Consider the following 19,751-nt stretch of genomic DNA (forward strand, 5'->3'; position numbering starts at 1 on the left):
GTGGTGACCCATGACCGCACCCCTGACCGTCGTCCTGTTCGGAGCCACCGGAGACCTCGCCCGGCGCAAGCTCATCCCGGGCGTGCTGCACCTCTTCCTGTCCGGTCTCGTCGACGACCTGCGGGTGGTCGGGACCTCGCTCGACGACATGTCGGTCGACGACTTCCGCGACCTGGCGATGGAGGCTGTGCAGGAGTTCAGCGTGCGGGAGTGCGAGGACTCGGCCCTGCGCGACTTCGTCCAGCACCTGGACTACGTGCCCGGTTCGGAGGGGCCGGAGGCGCTGCGCGCGGCGGTCGACCGCTCCGAGGAGCAGCTGAGGGGCGACGAGCCGCTGCGCCTGCACTACCTCTCGGTCCCGCCGAGGGCGGCCCTCAAGGCGGTGGGCACCATCGCCTCGGCCGGGCTGGTGGAACGCAGCCGCATCATCATGGAGAAGCCCTTCGGCACCGACCACGGCTCCGCCGTCGAGCTCAACGCCCAGCTGCACGAGGTGTTCGACGAGGACCAGATCTTCCGTATCGACCACTTCCTCGGCAAGGAGCCGGCCCAGAACATCCTGGCCTTCCGTTTCGCCAACGGCCTGTTCGAACCGATCTGGCACCGCAACCACATCGACCACATCCAGATCGACGTGCCGGAGACCTTGGGGCTCTCCCAGCGCGGGGACTTCTACGAGCAGACCGGCGCCTTCCGCGACATGGTCGTCACCCACCTGTTCCAGATCCTGGCCTTCACCGCCATGGAGCCGCCCACCTCCCTGGAGCCGCTGGCGATCAGCCGGGAGAAGAACAAGGTCTTCCGTTCCATGCTGCCGCTGGAGCCCAGCGACGTCGTGCGGGGCCAGTACGTCGGCTACCGGGACGAGCCCGGGGTGAGCGAGGACAGCCAGACCGAGACCTTCGTGGCGCTCAAGTGCTTCGTGGACAACTGGCGCTGGGCGGGGGTGCCGTTCTACCTGCGGACGGGCAAGCAGCTGGCCGAGGGCGCGCGCATCATCTCCATCGCGTTCCGGGAGCCGCCGCAGTCGATGTTCCCCCCGGGGTCGGGTGTCGGCGACCACGGACCCGACCATCTGACCTTCGACCTCGCCGACCGGGCCCGGATGTCGTTGAGCTTCTACGGCAAGCGGCCCGGCCCGGGGATGAAGCTGGACAAGCTGTCGATGCAGTTCTCCATGCAGGACACCGACTGGGCCGGCGGCGTGCTGGAGGCCTACGAACGGCTCATCTACGACGCCGCGCGGGGCGACCGCACGCTGTTCGTGTCCGCCTCGGGCATCGAGCGGCTCTGGGAGATCAGCCAGCCGCTGCTGGACAACGCACCCGTGGTCCGGCCCTACCAGCAGGGGTCGTGGGGCCCGAACCAGATCCACCAGCTCATCACCCCGTTCACCTGGCGGCTGCCCTTCGAGCGGCAGTGGCGCGAGTCCGGGCAGCGCTGACGCCGCGAGCCCGACCCTCCGGCCGGTCGCCGGGTGGTCGGGCTCGAGGTGGTCGGGCTCGGGGTCCGCTCAGTCCAGGTAGTCGCGCAGCACCTGCGAGCGCGAGGGGTGGCGCAGCTTGGACATCGTCTTGGACTCGATCTGGCGGATCCGCTCGCGGGTGACGCCGTAGACCTTGCCGATCTCGTCCAGCGTCTTGGGCTGGCCGTCGGAGAGGCCGAAGCGCATGGACACCACGCCCGCCTCACGCTCGGAGAGCGTGTCGAGGACGGAGTGCAGCTGCTCCTGCAGCAGGGTGAAGGAGACCGCGTCGGCGGGCACGACCGCCTCGGAGTCCTCGATGAGGTCGCCGAACTCGCTGTCGCCGTCCTCGCCGAGCGGGGTGTGCAGGGAGATCGGTTCGCGGCCGTACTTCTGGACCTCGACGACCTTCTCCGGCGTCATGTCCAGCTCGGCGGCCAGCTCCTCCGGGGTGGGCTCGCGACCGAGGTCCTGCAGCATCTGACGCTGGACCCGGGCCAGCTTGTTGATGACCTCGACCATGTGCACGGGGATCCGGATCGTGCGGGCCTGGTCGGCCATGGCGCGGGTGATGGCCTGCCGGATCCACCAGGTCGCGTAGGTCGAGAACTTGTAGCCCTTGGTGTAGTCGAACTTCTCGACCGCCCGGATGAGGCCCAGGTTGCCCTCCTGGATGAGGTCGAGGAAGAGCATGCCCCGGCCGGTGTAGCGCTTGGCCAGCGAGACGACGAGGCGAAGGTTGGCCTCGAGCAGGTGGTTCTTGGCGTTCTTGCCGTCGTTGGAGATCCACCACAGCTCGCGCTTGAGCTTGGCCTCGATCTTCTCCCCGGAGTTGAGCTTCTCCTCGGCGAACAGGCCGGCCTCGATGCGCTTGGCGAGCTCGACCTCCTGCTCGGCGTTGAGCAGCGCCACCTTGCCGATCTGCTTGAGGTAGTCCTTGACCGGGTCGGCGGTGGCTCCGGCGGTGACCACCTGCTGGGCCGGCGCGTCGTCGTCGTCGGCGGTCGACAGGGTGAAGCTGTCCTCGTCGCCCTTGGTCGCCGGCGTCTTCGTCTTGGCGACCTCGGGGGTCTCGGGCGCCTCCTCGACCTCCTCGGCGTCCGCGGCCTCGACGTCCTCCGGCGAGGGGGCCTCGACGATCTCGTCGACGACGTCCTTCTTCTTGCGGCCGCGCCCCTTGGCCGGGGCGGCCGGCTCGTCGGTGGACCCGGCGGCCGCCGAGGCGGCCTTGCGGGCCGTCGTGGTCGTGGCGGCCGTGGTCTTGGTGCCGGTGGTCTTCGCGGCGGTGGACTTGGTGCCGGTGGTCTTCGCGGCCGTGGACTTGGTGCCGGTGGTCTTCGCGGCCGTGGACTTGGTGCCGGTGGTCTTCGCGGCCGTGGTCTTGGTGCCGGTGGACGACGCCTTACGTGCGGTCGTGGACCTGCCGGCCGTGGTCGTGCTGCTCGTGGCCGCGGAGGAGGTCGTGGCGGGTGCCGACTCCTCGGTCCCGGCCGGGGACGTGCCCGTGGCCGAGGTGGTGCGGCCCTTGGTGGAACGGCTGGCCCGCTTGCGGGCTGGCGCCGGCTCGGCACGCACCTCGATCGCCTGGTCGCTGAAGACCCGGAGCACCTTCTTCTGCGTCGCGGCGGACGTGACGTCCGCGGCCTCCAGGGCGGTCTTCACCTGCTCGGCCTCGACGTAGCCCTGCTCGGTCCCGGTCATGAGCAGGGCACGGAGGGCCTCGTGCTCGAAGGCGGGCGGGAGCTCGGGGGTGCTCGTGCGGGTCGTCCTGGCTGTCACGGGGTGGACCAACTCTCTGTGGGGCAGCAGGTGTAGCGCAGACGGGCATGAGGAACCCGACGCGGCTCAAGAAGTGGTGAGTGGTGCCGGGTGCGGCACGCGGCTCACACTATTATAAAACCTGGATGCCCCGGCGCACATTCCCCGGGGTGCGCGCAGCCCCTCCGGGGGCGGCCCGATCGCGGGCGACGCCCGGGTTCGCGGCCCGGTTCAGTCGTTCTCGCCGGCCTTCACCGCGAGCACCGGGCACTGCGCCTCCAGGAGGATGCGCTGCGCGTTGGAGCCCAGGATGAGCTTGCCGATGGGGGTGCGTCGACGCAGTCCGATGACGATGAGGTCGGCGTCGCTGTCGCCCGCCACCTCGATGAGGTCCTCGGCCGGCTCGTTGCCCCGCGCGAGGGCGCGGACCTCGTGCTCGATCCCGGCATCGTCCAGCTCCTGGCCGACCGCGGCCAGCTCCTCCTCGAAGCGCCGCGCCTCGCCCGCGTCGAAGTCACGTCCGCCACGGTGGGAGTTGACGACGACGAGCTTCACCTTGCGCAGCAGCGCCTCGGTGCGGGCAGCGACCAGCGCCGCCCTGCCCTCGCGGGTCGGGATGTAGCCAACGATGATCGACATGAACAGCGCCCTCCTGCGTGATGAGATGTGCCGCGAGGCTACACCTCAGGCCGCCGGGCGCCCTCCTGAGCGTCCCCGGGCGCGTCGCTCGGCAGGACGCCCGGCCTGACGACCCGGCGCCGGGCGGGGCGGGCGCAGCCCGACCTCCAGCGCCCGCCGGAGCAGGCCGGCCAGCTGCGAGCCGGGGTCGACCTCGAGCGCGAGGTCGCACATCTCGTTGGCCACGGTCCCGTCGCCGCGGGTCCAGGCGACCATGGCCCCCAGGGTGAGCAGCGGGCCGCCGAGGCCGCGGGGCACCTGCGCGACCAGGGTGAGCAGCCGCTCCAGACCCTCCTGGTGGGCCGTCGTGGGCCAGGGCCGCAGGGCCCGGCTCGCCTCGACCAGCTCGCCGGGGACCGACGCGTCCTGCGCCCAGGGCAGGTCGGGCAGCCACCGGGCCAGCACGGCGTCCCGCACCCACCGGTCCTGCAGCACCACCGCCACCTGCGCACGCTGCCGGGCGTCCAGCGTGCTGCCCTCGTGGAGGCAGGCGTCCAGGTCGCTCAGCGCACGACCTTCGTCCAGCCGTTCGGGCGCGAGGTGGAGCAGGCGGAGCGAGACGTCCGTCGCCCGGGACGCCTCCTCGTCCCGGCGCCGCACGGACGCGGCGACAGCCCCTCGGGAGGGCAGCACGGCCCGACCGCTCAGGACGAGGTCGGCCGCGGCGGGGACGTCCGGCGCGGACGGCGCCGCCCGCCAGCCCCGCTCCTGCTCCAGCACGTCCTCGCCGTCGGCGACCACGGCGCACATCTGCCGCCCGGCGGCCGTGTCGCGGACGAGCACGAGGTCGTGCACGTGGCAGCCGGTGTCGTGGGCCAGCCCCCGGGACGCCGCCAGCAGCCCCGCCACGGCGGCCCGGTCGACCTCGCCGTCGGGGCCGGTGGGCAGGTCGTGGCCGAACACGGCCAGCAGGGTCGGGCCGCTCGATCCGTCCGCCGCCTGCTGCACCGCGTAGCGCAGCTGCTGCAGTCCGACGCCCAGGTCCGGCGTCGTCGGCAGGTCGAGGCGGCCGGCGAAGACCATCTGGCCCAGCGTGCCCCGGGGGTCGAGCGCGAGCGCCACGACGACGATGCTGCGCTCGGGCCGGTAGCCGAGGAGGTGCGGGAGCACCGCCAGCAGCTGCCCGGCACCGCTGAGCCGCACCGGGGGGTCCGGGGCGTGCGAGGAGGTGGAGGTGGTGTCGGGTGCGGGGAGGTCGGGCTCCGGCGAGCGCCCCCCGGGCTCGTGGTTCGTCATACCTCCAGCGTGCCGCGAGCGGGCCCGCCGTGGCGGACCCGCTCGCGATCTGTGGATAACTCTCAGCCGGTGGCGGCGCCCGCCTCCCGGTCGCTGAACTCGCGGCGCGCGTGGTCGGCGATGCGCTTCATGAGGTAGCCGTCCAGCCCGGCGCCGATGACACCCCCGGCCACCGGCACGAAGCGGACGAACCTGCCCAGGGCCCGCCCACCGACGGCCGTCAGCAGCCTGAACCCGACGGCCTTGTTGACCATCATGGCGGCGGCCTTGGGCAGCCGGGACGTGGCCAGCCTGGCCAGCCGGCCGGAGCCGGTCATGCCCATGGCCGTCGTGACCCCGGCCTTGCGCATCAGCTCGTCGGCATCCGCGCCGACCAGGGAGAGCAGCACGGCGGCACGGGTGGACCGGCTGCTGACGTCGTAGCCACGCTCCTCGGCGATGGCGGCGACCATGCGGGTGGCGAGGGTGTAGAAGCCCACGACGTTGGCGGGGATCGCCACCGGCATGGTGAAGATGCCCCCCACGCCGGTGATGAATCCACCGGCGGCCGCCTTGCGGATGTGCTCGGAGACGATGTCACCGACGACCCGGTCGCGGTCGTCGCCGTGCTTGCGCCGCACCCGGGCCAGGACCTCGCTGGAGGACTGCAGCGGACCGATGCCGTCGACGCCGAAGTCCAGCAGCTTGCCGATGAACGCGTTCGCCAGGGCGTCCAGGCGGCCGCCGTCCTCCAGCTCGGGGTCGGGCGTCACCGCCACGTCGGACTCGGGTCCAGCCACGTCGTCTCTCCTCTTCTTCGGGCACAGGGTCGCGCTCATCCTGACACGGGGTGCGTTAGGTTGCGCGGTATGACGTCAGGAGGGCGGGCGAGGGGCGTCCGGCTGCTCTGGCCCCTGGCCGTGCTGCTGGGCCTGACCGGGCTGGTGCTGCTGGCCCTCGGGGCGACCGGCTCGGCCGGACGGTCCACCACCGACCTCGTCGGGGTGGTGCCGGGGCAGGAGGTGATCGTGCCGCAGGAGGGGATGTCCGTCTGGTCGCGCTCGCCGCAGACCCGGGCGGCCACCGCCTGCACGCTCGACGACACGCTGATGCTGCGACCGGACCAGGACTTCACCACCCGGGTCCAGGGAGAGGACCTCCACGAGGTCGCGCGCACCGTCCCCGGCCAGGACCCAGGCCCGGCCACGCTGGTCTGCGACACCGGTGACGCCGTCTACGCCGGTCCCTACGGACCGGCGACCGCCCCCACCGGGCTGCGCGGCGGCACCGGCCTGACCCTGGGTCTGCTGCTGCTCCCGGTGGGCCTGGCGTGCGCCGCCCTGGCCGTGCTGGCCCGCCGGCGCGAGCACGTCACCGAGCAAGGACCGGACCCCGCGGCCTACACCCTGGCCCACCGGCCTCCCGGTCCGCCCGCCGGAGAGGGGCGCCGGCGGGCTTCGCCGAGGGACGCCCCGACCGGCCCGCGCTACGACCTGCCGCCGCCGTCCTGACCCTCGGCCGGGGGCGTGGGCCCCTCCCCCTCGTCGGCGCCCTCGTCGTCGACCGACTCGGGGTCGCGCAGGAAGGCCTCGAACTGCGCCCCGATCTCCTCCGCGCTGGGCAGGTTGGCGACCTCGGCGGCCAGGAGGCTCTTGCGCCGCTGGCCCTCGATGAAGTGGTCGTAGCGCTTCTCCAGGCCCTCGACGACCTCGCGGGCCTCGTCGTTGCTGGCGAGCTCCTCCTCGATCCGCCCGCGGGTCAACCCCGCCATCGCGACCAGGTCGGTCGTCGGGAGCACGAGGCCGCTGAGGTCCATGAGGGCGTCCACGGCCGCCACCACCGCGTCCCCGAACTGCGTCTCGGCGAGGTAGTGGGGCACGTGCACGGCCACGCCCATGGTCAGCAGGCCGGACTCGGCGAGCCGCAGGTGCAGGAGGGAGTCGGCGCTGGAGGGGATGCGCACCTGCCCGAAGAGGGGGGTGTAGTCCCCGAGCACCGAGTTGTCGCTCGCGAACCGCGTGGTGCCCACCGGTCGGGTGTGCGGGACCGCCATGGGGATGCCGTGGGCGCTCACCATGCGGCGCACGCCGAAGGCCAGCCCGAGCTGGCGGACGGCGTCGACGAAGGCCTCCCAGCGGTAGTCCGGCTCGATGCCGTGCAGCAGCAGGAAGGGCTCCCCGGCGGCGTCGACGAGCCGGTAGAGCACCAGCGAGGGGTCGTCGTAGTCGGTGTAGTGGTCGGAGTCGAAGGTCATGAGCGGCCGGCGCGAGCGGTAGTCGACCAGCTCGTCGACGTCGAAGGTCGCGACCACCTCGTGCTCGAGGGTGTCGAGCAGGTGCTCGGCCAGCGTGGACCGCACCTGTCCGGCGTCGAGGAAGCCCTCCAGCGACACCAGCAGCAGCGGGGCTGGCTGGGGCTGGCGGGCGGCGTCAGCCTCCAGCCGGAACAGTGGCGAGTGCGTCGTCACGGTGTCTCCTCTCAGGTCTGCCCTCTCAACGCGCCGACCCGGCGCGGGATTCCGGGCCGCCCGTCGCCGGGGGAGCGAAGGCGCACGTCAGGCGCCAATGATAGGAACGGTGTATGACGTCACCGGCGACCCCCTTCCACGACCTGCCGCACTACGTGGCCCTCCCCCGCGTGTCCGGGCTGGCGCTCAGCGCGGACGGCACGCGGTTGGTGACAACGGTGTCGACGCCGAACGCGTCGGGCACCGGCTTCGTCTCCGCGCTCTGGGAGCTGGACCCCGCCGGTGAGCGGGCGGCATACCGCCTCACGCGCAGCGCCAAGGGTGAGTCCGGTGCCGCGTTCGGCGCCGGAGGGGACCTCTACTTCACCTCCGCCCGTCCCGACCCGGACGACGACGACGGTGAGACCTCGGCGGCCCTGTGGCAGGTCCCTTCGACCGGCGGAGAGGCGCGGGTGGTCCTGCGGCGCCCCGGCGGGGTGTCGGGCGTCGTGTGCGCCCGCGACGTCGACCGCATCCTCGTCGTCGCCGGCCTGCTGCGCGGCGCCTCGGACGAGGCCGAGCACCGGACGCTGCACGAGGGGCGGAGCAAGGCCAAGGTCGACGCCATCCTGCACTCCTCCTACCCCGTCCGCTACTGGGACCACGACCTGGGCCCGCAGGTCCCGCAGGTCTTCGCCCTCGAGGACGGCCCGGACCCCTCGCTGGAGACGGAGGAGGACGCCGGGCTGCCCGGGACGACCGACCGCGGCCGGGAGCGTCACCTGCGGCTGCTGACCGGGGGCCAGCACCCCCCGCTGCACGAGCCCAGCCCGAGGATGGCGCCGGACGGCAGCTTCGCGCTCGTCGACCTCACCGTGCCCCTGGGGCGGGCCGACCTGCGCTCCACCATCGCCCGGGTCGACGTCGCGGACGGCGGTCTGCGGACGCTCGTGGATCTCGAGGGATCCGAGGCGCACGCCGGGCCGGTGAGCCCGGACGGCACCCGGGCGGTCGTCGTGGTCGGCGAGATGACCGCCCCGGACCGGCCGCCGCACCCGCGCCTGCACGTCATGGACACGGGGACCGGGGAGCTGACCCCGCTGGCCCACGACTGGGACCGCTGGGCCCAGCCGGTCGCCTGGACCCCGGACGGGTCCTCGGTGCTGGTGCTGGCCGACAGCGAGGGACGGCGTCCGGTCTTCCGGATCGACGTCGCCGACGGGCGCGTGGAGCAGGTCACCCACGACGAGGCGGCGTGGAGCGACCTCGTGGTGTCCCCGGACGGCGCCACCGCCTACGGCGTGCGCTCCTCCTACCTCTTCCCGCCCGAGGTCGTCCGGCTCGACCTCGCCACCGGCGAGGTGACCCCTCTCCCCGGCCCGGCGGAGCGTCCGCAGGTCCCCGGGCGGCTCGAGGAGGTCGAGACCACCGCGGCGGACGGCAGCCGGGTGCGCGCCTGGCTGGCGCTCCCCGAGGAGGAGCCGGCGTCCGCGTCCGGCCACCCGCTGCTGCTGTGGATCCACGGCGGGCCGCTGGGCTCGTGGAACGCCTGGACGTGGCGGTGGAACCCGTGGCTCATGACGGCACAGGGGTATGCCGTGCTGCTCCCCGACCCCGCCCTGTCCACCGGCTACGGCCAGGAGTTCGTGCGTCGTGGCTGGGGCGCCTGGGGCGACGCGCCCTACACCGACCTCATGGCGATCACCGACGCGACGGTGGCGCGCAGCGACATCGACGCCGACCGGACCGCGGCCATGGGTGGCTCGTTCGGCGGCTACATGGCCAACTGGGTCGCCGGGCACACCGACCGGTTCCGGGCGGTCGTCACGCACGCCTCGTTGTGGGCGCTGGACGGCTTCGGCCCGACGACGGACGCCGCGTTCTACTGGCAGCGCGAGATGACGCCGCAGATGAGCGCGGACCACAGCCCGCACCGGTTCGTGGAGCAGATCGTCACCCCGATGCTCGTCATCCACGGCGACAAGGACTACCGCGTGCCGATCGGCGAGGGCCTGCGGCTCTGGTACGAGCTGCTCTCGCGCTCCGGGCTGCCCCAGGCGGAGGACGGCACGACCCCGCACCGGTTCCTGTACTTCCCGCAGGAGAACCACTGGATCATGAGCCCGCAGCACGCCCAGGTCTGGTACTCCGTCGTCAGCGCCTTCCTGGCCGAGCACGTGCTCGGCCAGGAGCCGGGCGCCACCACCGACGCCGCCACCCAGCACCTCGGTCTCACACCCCCTCCCGCACCGGACGCGCAGTAAGGGCGAACCCGACGCGCAGGAGGCCCGGGTCGGAGGTCGGTCAGCCGACCAGGAGGCGCAGCCGGGCCGTCGACATCGGGTCCGCCGAGGCGACCGTGACCTCGTCGAGCCCGTCCGGCACGGGCGGCTCCGGCACGGGCCCGTCCGGCACGGGCGCGGCCGGCGCGTCGTCGTCCACCACGACCAGCCCCCGCTGCCGCAAACCTCGGCGCACCTCCGGCTCGTCCAGGACGCCGGGGGCGAGGGCATACCGCGCGCCTCCGTCGCCGGCTTGCCCCGGCGGAGCGGCGGCGCGCTCGAGCCGACGGCCCAGCGCCGCCTCCACCCTCGCCCGGAGCCGCTCGGTGTCGGCGGCGCTCGCGCGGCCCCCCGGCCCCCCGGGTATGCCGTCGCGCAGGTGGTCCCGGAACGGCACCAGCCGGGTGGACCAGAGGTCGTCGACCCGCTCGCGCAGGCGGTCCAGGGAGGTCGCGTTGTCGAGGAGGACGTCGGCGGCCGCCCTGCGCTGCGCGTCGTCGGCCTGCGCCCGGATGCGCGAGCGCGCGGCCTGCTCGTCCATCCCCCGCAGCTTCACGAGCCGGCGCAGCCGCTCGGCCTCGGGGACATCGACGACGACCGCCAGGGCGTAGTCGGGTGCCCGACCCAGCTCCACCAGCAGGGGGATGTCGTGCACCACCACCGCGCCCTCCGGGGCCCCCTCCATGATCTGCGCCGTGCGACGGGCGATGAGGGGGTGGGTGATCGCCTCCAGGTCGCGGCGGGCCTGCTCCTCACCGAACACCACCCGCCCCAGCGCGGGGCGGTCCAGGCTGCCGTCGGAGGCGATGACCGAAGGGCCGAAGCGCTCCTCGATCTGCGCCAGCCCTGGCGTGCCGGGCTCGACGACCTCGCGCGCGACCGCGTCCGCGTCCACCACGACGGCACCGAGCGAGGCGAGGTGCGCCGACACCGTCGACTTGCCCGAGCCGATGCCGCCGGAGAGGCCGACGCGCAACGTCATACCTGCTGCTCTCCGCTGCCCTCGCGGCCCTGCCACGTGCACACGCAGACCTCGTTGCCCTCGGGGTCGGCCAGCACCCACCAGGCCGGGGCGAACTCGTCGGTGACGAGGCGACCCCCCGCGGCCAGCGCGGCGTCGACCCGCTGCCGGGCGAGGTCGTGCGGCACGTCGACGTCGAGGTGGAAGCGGCCGCGCCCGGGGCGCGCCTCCTCCATCTGCTGGAACCACATCGGCGCCAGCCGGCCGGCCCCGTCCACGAGCCGGCCCTCGCCGTCGGTCTCGAATCCGAGCACGGCCGCCCAGAACGGCTCGACGGCAGGGAGGTCGAGGACGTCGAGCGCGATCTCGACCGCGCTGACCTCCTGCGGCGCTGCGGTCACCCCCTCCTCGCGGGCGAGCCGGCTGACGGCGAGCGCCAGGTCGCGGTCCCGGCTGGTCAGCCGCCCGACGTCGTGGCTGATGGTGCTCACGGAGAGGTGGCCGTAGCGCAGGTCCACGTCCGGGTGGTGGCCCAGCTCGTCGGCGACCTCGGCGATGCGACCGACCAGCCGGGCACCCGTGGCGAAGTCCCCGGTGAGCAGCCGGGTATGCAGCCGGTCGAGGAGGACCCGCCAGTCGCCGAGCCCGGGGTCGGTGGACAGCTCGTGGTGGGTCGGGTCGGTGGGAGACATACCTCGACTGTGCCAGAGGGGGGCCGGTCAGGTCAGGTGGCGGCCTCGGCGCGGTCCATCGCGGCGTAGATCCGCTTGGCCGAGACCGGGGCGGGGGTGCCGAGCCGCTGCGCGAACAGGGAGACCCGCAGCTCCTGGACGGACCAGACGACGTCCATGACGTCGGGGTCCTGACGGCGGTGCGGGGGCAGCGCCTCGAGGAAGTCCGCGAGGTCGCGCTCGACGACGTGCACCTCCTCCATGCGGCGGCGGTCGCGGGGCAGGTCCTGGATCCCCTTGTCCAGCCGCTCGGCCATCGCCCGCAGCCAGACCACCATCCGCGGCAACCGGGCATGGCCCACCTCGGTCACGAAGCCGGGCCGCACCAGGGCGTCGAGCTGACGGCGCAGGTCGGTCGCGAGGTCGGCGGCGGCCGGGGCGTCCAACCGCTGCAGCCGCAGCGAGACCTCCCGCGCGGTGTCGAGGATGGGCACGAGCGACTCCACGATCTCCAGCACCCGGGGCACGCTCTGCTGGCGCACCCCCGTCAGGGCCGCCTCGAACTGCGCGGGGTCGCGGACGGTCGCCCCCGGCTGCTGCGCCACCACCGAGTCCACGGCCGCGGCCAGGGCGTCCTCGAGCAGCGCCGGCACCGATCCGTGCGGGTTGTGCCCCAGCGAGAGCTTCTGCTGGTTGGACAGCAGCGACAGCAACCGCTTCCACGGCGGGGTCGTGCCCAGCAGCAGCAGACGGCGCACCCCCCGGAGTGTCTCCCGGTCGGCCTCCGAGCGGGTCGCGAGCACCCGGACGTCCACCGCCTCCCCGGTGTCCACCAGCGCCGGGAAGCCCTGCACGGTCCGCGAACCCACCGAACGGCTGAAGCTGTCCGGCAGCGGGTCGAGGTCGGCCGGCCAGGTCGTGAGCCCGGTGCGTTCGACGCCCGATGCGGCAGCGGCCATGGTGCTGCGCACCTGCCCGGCGAGCCGCTCCTGCAGGGCCGCGAGGTCCTTGCCCTCCCCCAGCACCTCGACGCGGCCCCGGCCGCGTCTGCCCTTGCCGCCCCGCGACGTGGCCCCGCCGGAACCGCCCTTCGCGCCGTCTCCCGGACGCGCGGCTCGCTCCACCCGGAAGGTCATCCGCAGGTGGTCGGGCACCCGGTCCCAGTCCATGTCCTGGGGCGACACCCGCACCAGCCCGCGCCGGGTGAGCTCCTCGGCCAGCGCCTCGCGCACGGGGACGACCCCGACCGTGCCGGCCTCCCGCATACCCCGCAGCGCGGCCCGCGCGTGGTCCGGCGCGGGGACGAAGTTGCGGCGCACGTCCTTGGGCAGCGCCTTGACCAGCGCGGTCACCAGCTCCTCGTGCATGCCGGGGACGAGCCAGTCGAAACCCTCCTCGGTGACCTGGTTGAGCACCTCGACCGGGACGTGGGCGGTGACGCCGTCGGCGTCCGCGCCCGGCTCGAACTGGTAGGTCAGGCCGAGGGTGAGCTCCCCCTGGCGCCAGCCGGTCGGGAAGTCCTGGGCGCTGACCTGGTCCCCCGCGTCGCCGACCAGCAGCTCCTCGGTGAAGGTGAGCAGCCCGGGGTCCTGCTTGCGGGCGGTCTTCCACCACGTGTCGAAGTGGGTGCCGGACACGACCTCGGCCGGGATCCGCGCGTCGTAGAACTCCACCAGCGTCTCGTCGTCGACGAGGATGTCGCGCCGCCGGGCCCGCGCCTCGAGCTGGCCCAGCTCCTTGACCAGCCGTCGGTTGGCGTGGAAGAACTCGTGCCGCGTCTCCCAGTCCTCCTCCACGAGACCCTGGCGGATGAAGAGGTCCCGGGCGGTCTCCGGGTCGATCCGGCCGAGCGGCACGGTGCGCCCCGCCACGAGCGGTATGCCGTAGAGCGTCACCCGCTCGTCGGCGACCGCCGACCCGGCCGTGCGCGACCATCGCGGCTCGCTGTAGGAGCGCTTCACCAGGTGCGCCGCGGCGCGTTCGACCCAGGCGGGGTCGACGACCGCGTTGGTGCGTGCCCACAGCCGGGTCGTCTCGACCAGCTCGGCGCTCATCACCCAGTCCGGGTTGCGGCGGTGCAGGACCGACCCGGGCTGCAGGACGAAGCGGGCGTTGCGGGCGCCCAGGTAGGCCCGGGCCTCCCGCTCCCACATGCCGACGTTGGACAGCAGCCCGGTGAGCAGCGCGGTGTGCACCTGGTCGGCGTTCGCCGGGTGCTGGTTGACCTCGAGCCCGAGCTGCTTGGCGGCCCGCTTGAGCTGGGTGTGCAGGTCCTGCCACTCGCGCACCCGCAGGTAGTGCAGGAACTCGGCCTTGCACAGCCGCCGGAAGGCGCTGCCGGAGAGGTCCTTCTGCTGCTGCTGCAGGTAGCGCCAGAGGTGGAGGACGACGAGGAAGTCGCTGTCGACGACATCCTTGGCCGACGCCTCGCCCTCCTGTCGCTGACCGCCGCGGCGGGCAGGGCCGGTGACCCCACCGACCCGCCGGAACCGGGCGTGCGCCTGGTCGGCCTGCTGCTGGTGGTCGGCGGGCCGCTCCCGGACGTCCTGGATGGACAGCGCCGCCACGATGACGAGCACCTCCTTGAGGGCGCCCTGCCGCTCGGCCTCGATGAGCATGCGGGCCAGACGCGGGTCGACCGGGAGCCGCACGATCGCCCGGCCGTATGCCGTGAGCCGCTGCCGGGGCAGGTGCGCGGGGGCGGTGGGGTCGATGGCCTGGAGCTCGGTGAGCAGGCGGACGCCGTCGGCGACCTGCCGGGAGTCCGGGGGCTCGAGGAAGCCGAACTTCTCGATGTCGCCCAGGCCGAGGCTGGTCATCTGGAGGATGACGCTGGCGAGGTTGGTACGCAGGATCTCCGGGTCGGTGAAGGCGGGCCGGGCGGCGAAGTCCTCCTCGCCGTAGAGCCGGATGGCGATGCCGTCGGCGAGCCGGCCGCAGCGACCGGCCCGCTGGTTGGCCGAGGCCTGGCTGATCGGCTCGATCGGCAGCCGCTGCACCTTGAGCCGCTGGCTGTAGCGGCTGATGCGCGCGGTGCCGGTGTCCACGACATACCGGATGCCGGGGACGGTGAGCGAGGTCTCGGCGACGTTGGTCGACACGACGATGCGGCGCCCGGCGTGGCGGGAGAACACCCGGTGCTGCTCGGCGGCGGAGAGACGGCCGTAGAGCGGCAGCACCTCGGTGCCGGGCAGGTCCAGCCCGGTGAGCGCGTCGCAGACGTCGCGGATCTCGCGCTCCCCGGAGCAGAAGACGAGGACGTCCTCGCCCAGCCCGTCGCGCCCGGTGGCCTCGGTCCACAGCTCCTCGACGGCCTCGACCACGCCGGTCACCTGGTCGACCTCGACCTCGGTCGCCGACCCGTCCTTGCGGGGCGGGCCCTCGCGCACCAGCGGGCGGTACCGCACCTCCACCGGGTAGGTGCGTCCCGAGACCTCGATGACCGGGGCCGGCTCCCCGTGCGCGTCGGCGAAGAACGCGGCGAAGCGCTGGACGTCGATGGTCGCGGAGGTGATGACGACCTTGAGGTCGGGGCGGCGCGGCAGCAGCTGCTTGAGGTAGCCCAGGATGAAGTCGATGTTGAGGCTGCGCTCGTGCGCCTCGTCGATGATGATCGTGTCGTAGCGGCGCAGGTCACGGTCCCGCTGCAGCTCGGACAGCAGGATGCCGTCGGTCATGACCTTGACGAGGGTGTCGTCGCGGGAGACGTCGGTGAAGCGCACCTGGTAGCCGACCACGGTGCCGAGATCGACCCCGAGCTCCTCGCTCACCCGCTCGGCGACCGAGCGGGCGGCGATCCGCCGCGGCTGGGTGTGCCCGATCATGCCCTCGACGCCGCGCCCCAGCTCGAGGCAGATCTTGGGCAGCTGGGTGGTCTTGCCGGAGCCGGTCTCGCCGGCGACGATGACGACCTGGTGGTCGCGGACCGCCCTCAGCAGGTCCTCGCGACGCTCGCTGACGGGCAGCTCGGGCGGGTAGTGCAGCGCCGTGGGGGCCGGCGCGGCCGCCCGACGTGCCTCGACGCCGGCCGAGGCCCGGGTATGCCTGGCCGCACGTCCCTCGCGGGTGTCGCCCTGGCCGCGGCGCCCCGAGGCGCTCCTGCCCCGCCCCCGACGGCGTCTGCCGGCGCCCGCCGACCGCCCGTCCTCGGCGGGACCGGACCGGTGGGGTCGTGGACGTCGGTCGGGCTCGGGCACGCCTCCCACTGTAACCAGCGGGCACCAGGAGATTTCCTCGGCGCGTGCGGGCTCAGGCGGCGTCAGTGCGTGGGCTCAGGCGGAGCCCGGGCGAGGGCTCAGGCGGCGCCGGTCCGCCGGCTCAGGCCGAGTGCCACGGGGAGCTGGGTCACCCCGGCGTGGGTGGCGAGATAGGTCCCCCACAGGGTGAGGCCCGCCCTCGCGCAGGCGTCCAGCGCGTGCTGGTGCAGCCGTCGGTCGGCGTCACCCACCAGACCCCGGTCGCGGGCGATCGCGAGCACGAAACCCGGCGTGTCGGGCAGGTCGGTGATGATCTCGACCATCCGGTCCAGGACCCGCACGGGGTCCTCGCCGTGCAGGTCCCCCACCACCACGGGCTGGGCGAGGTTGCCGCCGGGGCGGCACAGGAGGAAGCCGATCGCGCCAGCGCTGCGGTCGGCCTCGCTGACGACCAGGTCGACGACGTCGGCGGTCAGCACCGGGTCGTCCAGCACCCGGGCGGGCCAGTCGGGGGGAAGGTCTTCGAAGCTCATGCGTCAGAGCCTGCCGCGAACCCGCGCCCTCGCGCAGAAGTTGTCCACAGGCCCCCTCCGGGCCGTCCTCGCCCCTGCCTGTGCACGCCGAGCGCACCCTGTGCTTGCCGCATACCACGTGCACAGGTCGCAGAACCGTGCACAGGCGCACGTCTCCCCCGCGCCGCCTCAGAGCAGCTGGGAGAGCGCGTGGATCGTCACCCCGACGAGCGCTCCGACGATCGTGCCGTTGAGCCGGATGAACTGCAGGTCCCGGCCGACGTGGAGCTCGATCTTGTCGGAGGCCTCCCGGGCGTCCCAGCGACGGATCGTCCCCGAGATGACCGACGTGATCTCCGGCCCGTACCGCTGGACGAGGTCCACGACGGTGTCGGCGGTCCAGGCGTCGAGCCGGGTCTGCAGCCGCGCGTCCTCGACCAGCTGACGCCCCAGCGACTCCAGGGCGGAGGACATGCGCGAGCGCAGCGGGCTGCCCGGATCTTCCAGCGCGACGAGGACCGAGCTGAGCAGCGTCTGACCGAGCGCGACACCGGTGGCGCTCACCTGCGGGTGCTCGAGCACCCGGTCCTTGAGCGACTCGAAGCGCTCCTGGGTGCGCGGGTCCTGCTGCAGGTCGCGGCCGAGGTCGGCGAGGTAGGCGTCGAGCGCGTGCCGCACGTTGTGCTGGGGGTCGTCCTTGACGTCCTTGGCCCAGCGCAGCACCTCGGTGTAGACGCGTCGCGTGACCTGGTCGTTGACCCAGGTGGGTGCCCAGGTGGGCGCGCGCGAGCGCACGATCGACTCGACCCGGTCCTGGTGCAGGGCCAGCCAGGCGTGCAGCTCACGGGCGAGCAGGTCGACCAGGCCCCGGTGCGAGCCGTCCTCGATGACCCGCTCCAGCAGGTGGCCGGCCACCGGGGACAGCGGCTCGCGGCGCACCCGCGGCAGGATGACGTCGTCGACGAGGATCCGGATCTCCTCCTCGTCCACCCGTTCGACGGCACGAACGAGGAAGGGCACCGCCTCGGTGACGACCCGCTCCGCGTGCTCGGGCTCGCGCACCCACTCGCCCAGCCGCCGCACGACCTGCGCGTCGAGGATCTTCTCGCGCAGCACCGGCGCGGTGAGGAAGTTGTCGCTGACGAACTGCTCCAGGCTGTCACCCAGGTCGTCCTTGCGGCGGCGCACCAGGGCGGTGTGCGGGATCGGCAGCCCCAGCGGGTGGCGGAAGAGCGCCACGACGGCGAACCAGTCGGCGATCGCCCCGATCATGCCCGCCTCGGCACCGGCGTTGACATAGGCCCACACGCCCGTCCGGTCATGGGTGAGGACGTAGATCACCGCCATGAGCACGAGGAGGCCGGTCGCCACCATCCGCATCTGCCGCAGCCCGGCGCGGCGCGCGGTGTCGTCGAGGCGTATGCCGCTGCTCTCCACCCGTCCTCCTGCCGCCTCGCCCGGTGGTCGCCCGTCGGGCCGACCTGCTGACGGTCCAGCCTAAGCCGTGGGGGTCCGACCGTTCCCGCAGCAGCGGGACCGGACCGCCTCGGCGACGTCCCTCAGGACCCTGACCTGCAGGCATACCGCGCCGTTATGCCTCATCCGCCCCGAGGCGCGTTGTGCGGACCGGGGTGGTTCGGCACCCTGGGCGCCATGACCACGCAGAGCCCGGCGCCGCCGACCACACCGGCCGACCCCGGTGACCACCCGCTGCTGCGCCGGATCCGGGAGTCGGTCATCGGCGAGGACCACGTCATGAGCACGCCGTACGGCCGGCGCCGGGTCACCTACGCCGACTACACCGCCTCGGGCCGCGCGCTCACCTTCATCGAGGACGCCATCCGCGACGTCGTGCTCCCCGGTTACGCCAACACCCACACGGAGTCCAGCGGCACCGGGCTGCAGACCACCCGGCTGCGCGAGGACGCCCGGGCCGCGATCCACGCGGCGGTCTGCGGCGACGAGGACACCGTGGTGCTCTTCACCGGGTCGGGCTGCACCGGCGCGATCGCCAAGATCGTCGGGGTGCTCGGGCTGCGCATCCCCTCCGTCCTGGAGGACGCCCACCACCTGAGCGCGCACATCCCCGCCGAGAGCCGCCCGGTCGTCCTCATCGGCCCCTTCGAGCACCACAGCAACGAGATCCCGTGGCGGGAGAGCATCGCGGACGTCGTGCAGGTGGCGATGGACGCCGACGGGCACATCGACACCGGCGACCTGCGGGAGACCCTGCAGCGGTATGCCGACCGGCCCCTCGTCGTCGGCTCCTTCTCGGCCGCGTCGAACGTGACCGGCATCATCACCGACACCCACGCGGTCACCGAGCTGCTGCACGAGCACGGTGCGCTGGCGTTCTGGGACTTCGCCGCCGCCGGGCCCTACGTCGACATCGAGATGAGCGCGCCCGCCGGCCGCCCGCACGCCTACAAGGACGCCGTCTTCCTGTCCCCGCACAAGTTCATCGGCGGCCCGTCGACCCCGGGCGTGCTGGCCGCCCGCCGTGAGCTCTTCGCCAACCGGGTGCCCGACGTGCCGGGCGGCGGCACGGTGGCCTACGTCAACCCGGCCGAGCACTCCTACCTCGCCGACCCCGAGCACCGGGAGGAGGGCGGCACGCCGGCCATCGTCGAGGCGATCCGGGCCGGGCTCGTCTTCCGGCTCAAGGAGGCGGTCGGCGTGGACACCATCCGGGCGCGCGAGGAGGAGTTCCTCGGTCGGGCGGTGCGCGCGTGGTCGACCGAGCCCGACCTGCAGCTGCTCGGGAACCTCGACGCCGAACGGCTCTCGATCCTGTCCTTCGTGGTCCGCGGCCGGCGACGGCCCTACCTGCACCACAACTTCCTCGTCGCCCTGCTCAACGACCTCTTCGGGATCCAGGCTCGGGGCGGCTGCTCCTGCGCCGGGCCCTACGGGCATATTCTCCTCGGCATCGACACCGACCGCTCGCACGCCTTCCAGGAGCGCATCACCAGCGGCTGCGAGGGCATCAAGCCGGGTTGGGTGCGGGTCAACTTCAACTACTTCATCTCCGACACCGCGGCGGACTACGTCGTCGAGGCGGTGCGCCTGGTCGCCCGCGACGGCTGGCGCCTGCTGGGCGACTACCGCTTCGACGTCATGACCGGTCTGTGGCGGCACCGGGAAGGGGTCGTCGAGCCGCCGGTGCGGCTTGCCGACATCACCTTCGGGGCCGACGGCGCGGTCACCCTCCCCCGGCCCGGGCCGACCGCCGGCGAGGAGCTGCTCGCCGAGCACCTCGAGGACGCGCGCCGCATCCTGGCCGGCGCCGCTGCGGACCCGTTGCCCGAGGCCGCCGACGACCAGGCGGGCGGCGCCCCGGAGCTGCGGTGGTTCGACCTGCCCGAGGTATGCCTGCGCTGACTCCCCGCGAACGGATCGGTGGTGTCTGTCGGTCGTCGGCGCGCGGCAACCGGGCTGCAGGGCCGCGCCGGCTCACGGGTCACGTCGGTATCACCGGCATCACGGTGCGGAGATGTGGCGATCTGCCGGGGATATAAGACCGGCATACGGCATCGTCCCCGCACGGTGGTGAGCCTGTGACGTCTG

14 protein-coding genes are annotated in these 19,751 nt (G+C 73.3%); 4 read left to right on the plus strand and 10 right to left on the minus strand.

Annotated elements, in window-relative coordinates; genetic code table 11:
- Window positions 1-10: 10 nt before the first annotated feature.
- On the plus strand, window positions 11-1,444 hold the full coding sequence (zwf, locus tag Q0795_RS01155) for a glucose-6-phosphate dehydrogenase (RefSeq protein WP_298885516.1): 1,434 nt from the start codon (window positions 11-13) through the stop codon (window positions 1,442-1,444).
- Window positions 1,445-1,513: 69 nt separating this feature from the next.
- On the opposite strand, the gene Q0795_RS01160 is transcribed toward zwf, so the two are convergent.
- The 4 genes from Q0795_RS01160 to Q0795_RS01175 form a co-directional block, all read right to left on the minus strand.
- Window positions 1,514-3,166 (minus strand): RNA polymerase sigma factor, encoded by a 1,653-nt coding sequence (locus Q0795_RS01160; RefSeq protein WP_298885771.1) that lies wholly within the window; start codon window positions 3,164-3,166, stop codon window positions 1,514-1,516.
- Window positions 3,167-3,454: 288 nt separating this feature from the next.
- Window positions 3,455-3,862, minus strand: a complete 408-nt coding sequence (locus Q0795_RS01165) for a universal stress protein (protein ID WP_298885518.1) — start codon at window positions 3,860-3,862, stop codon at window positions 3,455-3,457.
- 45 nt (window positions 3,863-3,907) lie between these two features.
- Window positions 3,908-5,137 (minus strand): DUF4192 domain-containing protein, encoded by a 1,230-nt coding sequence (locus tag Q0795_RS01170; RefSeq protein WP_298885520.1) that lies wholly within the window; start codon window positions 5,135-5,137, stop codon window positions 3,908-3,910.
- Between the two features lie 62 nt (window positions 5,138-5,199).
- Window positions 5,200-5,916 carry an EcsC family protein gene (locus Q0795_RS01175; protein ID WP_298885522.1) on the minus strand — a complete coding sequence of 239 codons (717 nt, stop codon included), beginning with the start codon at window positions 5,914-5,916 and terminating at the stop codon, window positions 5,200-5,202.
- 69 nt (window positions 5,917-5,985) lie between these two features.
- Here Q0795_RS01175 and Q0795_RS01180 point away from each other — a divergent pair, with 69 nt between their 5' ends.
- On the plus strand, window positions 5,986-6,627 hold the full coding sequence (locus Q0795_RS01180) for a hypothetical protein (protein ID WP_298885524.1): 642 nt from the start codon (window positions 5,986-5,988) through the stop codon (window positions 6,625-6,627).
- Here the strand turns inward: Q0795_RS01180 and Q0795_RS01185 are convergent.
- Window positions 6,603-7,583 (minus strand): PAC2 family protein, encoded by a 981-nt coding sequence (locus tag Q0795_RS01185; RefSeq protein WP_298885526.1) that lies wholly within the window; start codon window positions 7,581-7,583, stop codon window positions 6,603-6,605. The two genes, Q0795_RS01180 and Q0795_RS01185, sit on opposite strands and share 25 nt — an antisense overlap.
- Window positions 7,584-7,696: 113 nt before the next feature.
- Between Q0795_RS01185 and Q0795_RS01190 the strand changes: the two genes are divergently transcribed.
- Window positions 7,697-9,826, plus strand: a complete 2,130-nt coding sequence (locus Q0795_RS01190) for a prolyl oligopeptidase family serine peptidase (protein WP_298885528.1) — start codon at window positions 7,697-7,699, stop codon at window positions 9,824-9,826.
- A 40-nt stretch (window positions 9,827-9,866) separates the two neighbouring features.
- On the opposite strand, the gene coaE is transcribed toward Q0795_RS01190, so the two are convergent.
- The 5 genes from coaE to Q0795_RS01215 form a co-directional block, all read right to left on the minus strand.
- Window positions 9,867-10,826, minus strand: coding sequence for a dephospho-CoA kinase (coaE, locus tag Q0795_RS01195; protein WP_298885530.1), 960 nt, complete (start codon window positions 10,824-10,826; stop codon window positions 9,867-9,869).
- On the minus strand, window positions 10,823-11,497 hold the full coding sequence (locus tag Q0795_RS01200) for a VOC family protein (protein ID WP_298885532.1): 675 nt from the start codon (window positions 11,495-11,497) through the stop codon (window positions 10,823-10,825). The genes coaE and Q0795_RS01200 overlap by 4 nt, the downstream gene beginning before the upstream one ends.
- Before the next feature lie 32 nt (window positions 11,498-11,529).
- Window positions 11,530-15,672: an ATP-dependent RNA helicase HrpA gene (gene hrpA, locus Q0795_RS01205; RefSeq protein WP_298885534.1), complete on the minus strand. Its 4,143-nt coding sequence runs from the start codon at window positions 15,670-15,672 to the stop codon at window positions 11,530-11,532.
- Between the two features lie 98 nt (window positions 15,673-15,770).
- The gene (locus Q0795_RS01210; RefSeq protein WP_298885536.1) at window positions 15,771-16,205 is read right to left on the minus strand and encodes a hypothetical protein; all 435 of its coding nucleotides are present in this window, start codon (window positions 16,203-16,205) and stop codon (window positions 15,771-15,773) included.
- A 168-nt stretch (window positions 16,206-16,373) separates the two neighbouring features.
- Window positions 16,374-17,621: a DUF445 domain-containing protein gene (locus Q0795_RS01215; RefSeq protein WP_298885538.1), complete on the minus strand. Its 1,248-nt coding sequence runs from the start codon at window positions 17,619-17,621 to the stop codon at window positions 16,374-16,376.
- Between the two features lie 216 nt (window positions 17,622-17,837).
- Here Q0795_RS01215 and Q0795_RS01220 point away from each other — a divergent pair, with 216 nt between their 5' ends.
- Window positions 17,838-19,565: an aminotransferase class V-fold PLP-dependent enzyme gene (locus Q0795_RS01220; protein ID WP_298885540.1), complete on the plus strand. Its 1,728-nt coding sequence runs from the start codon at window positions 17,838-17,840 to the stop codon at window positions 19,563-19,565.
- Window positions 19,566-19,751 lie beyond the last annotated feature (186 nt).

This window comes from uncultured Serinicoccus sp. (genome assembly GCF_947487915.1).
Classification (GTDB): Bacteria; Actinomycetota; Actinomycetes; order Actinomycetales; family Dermatophilaceae; genus Ornithinicoccus.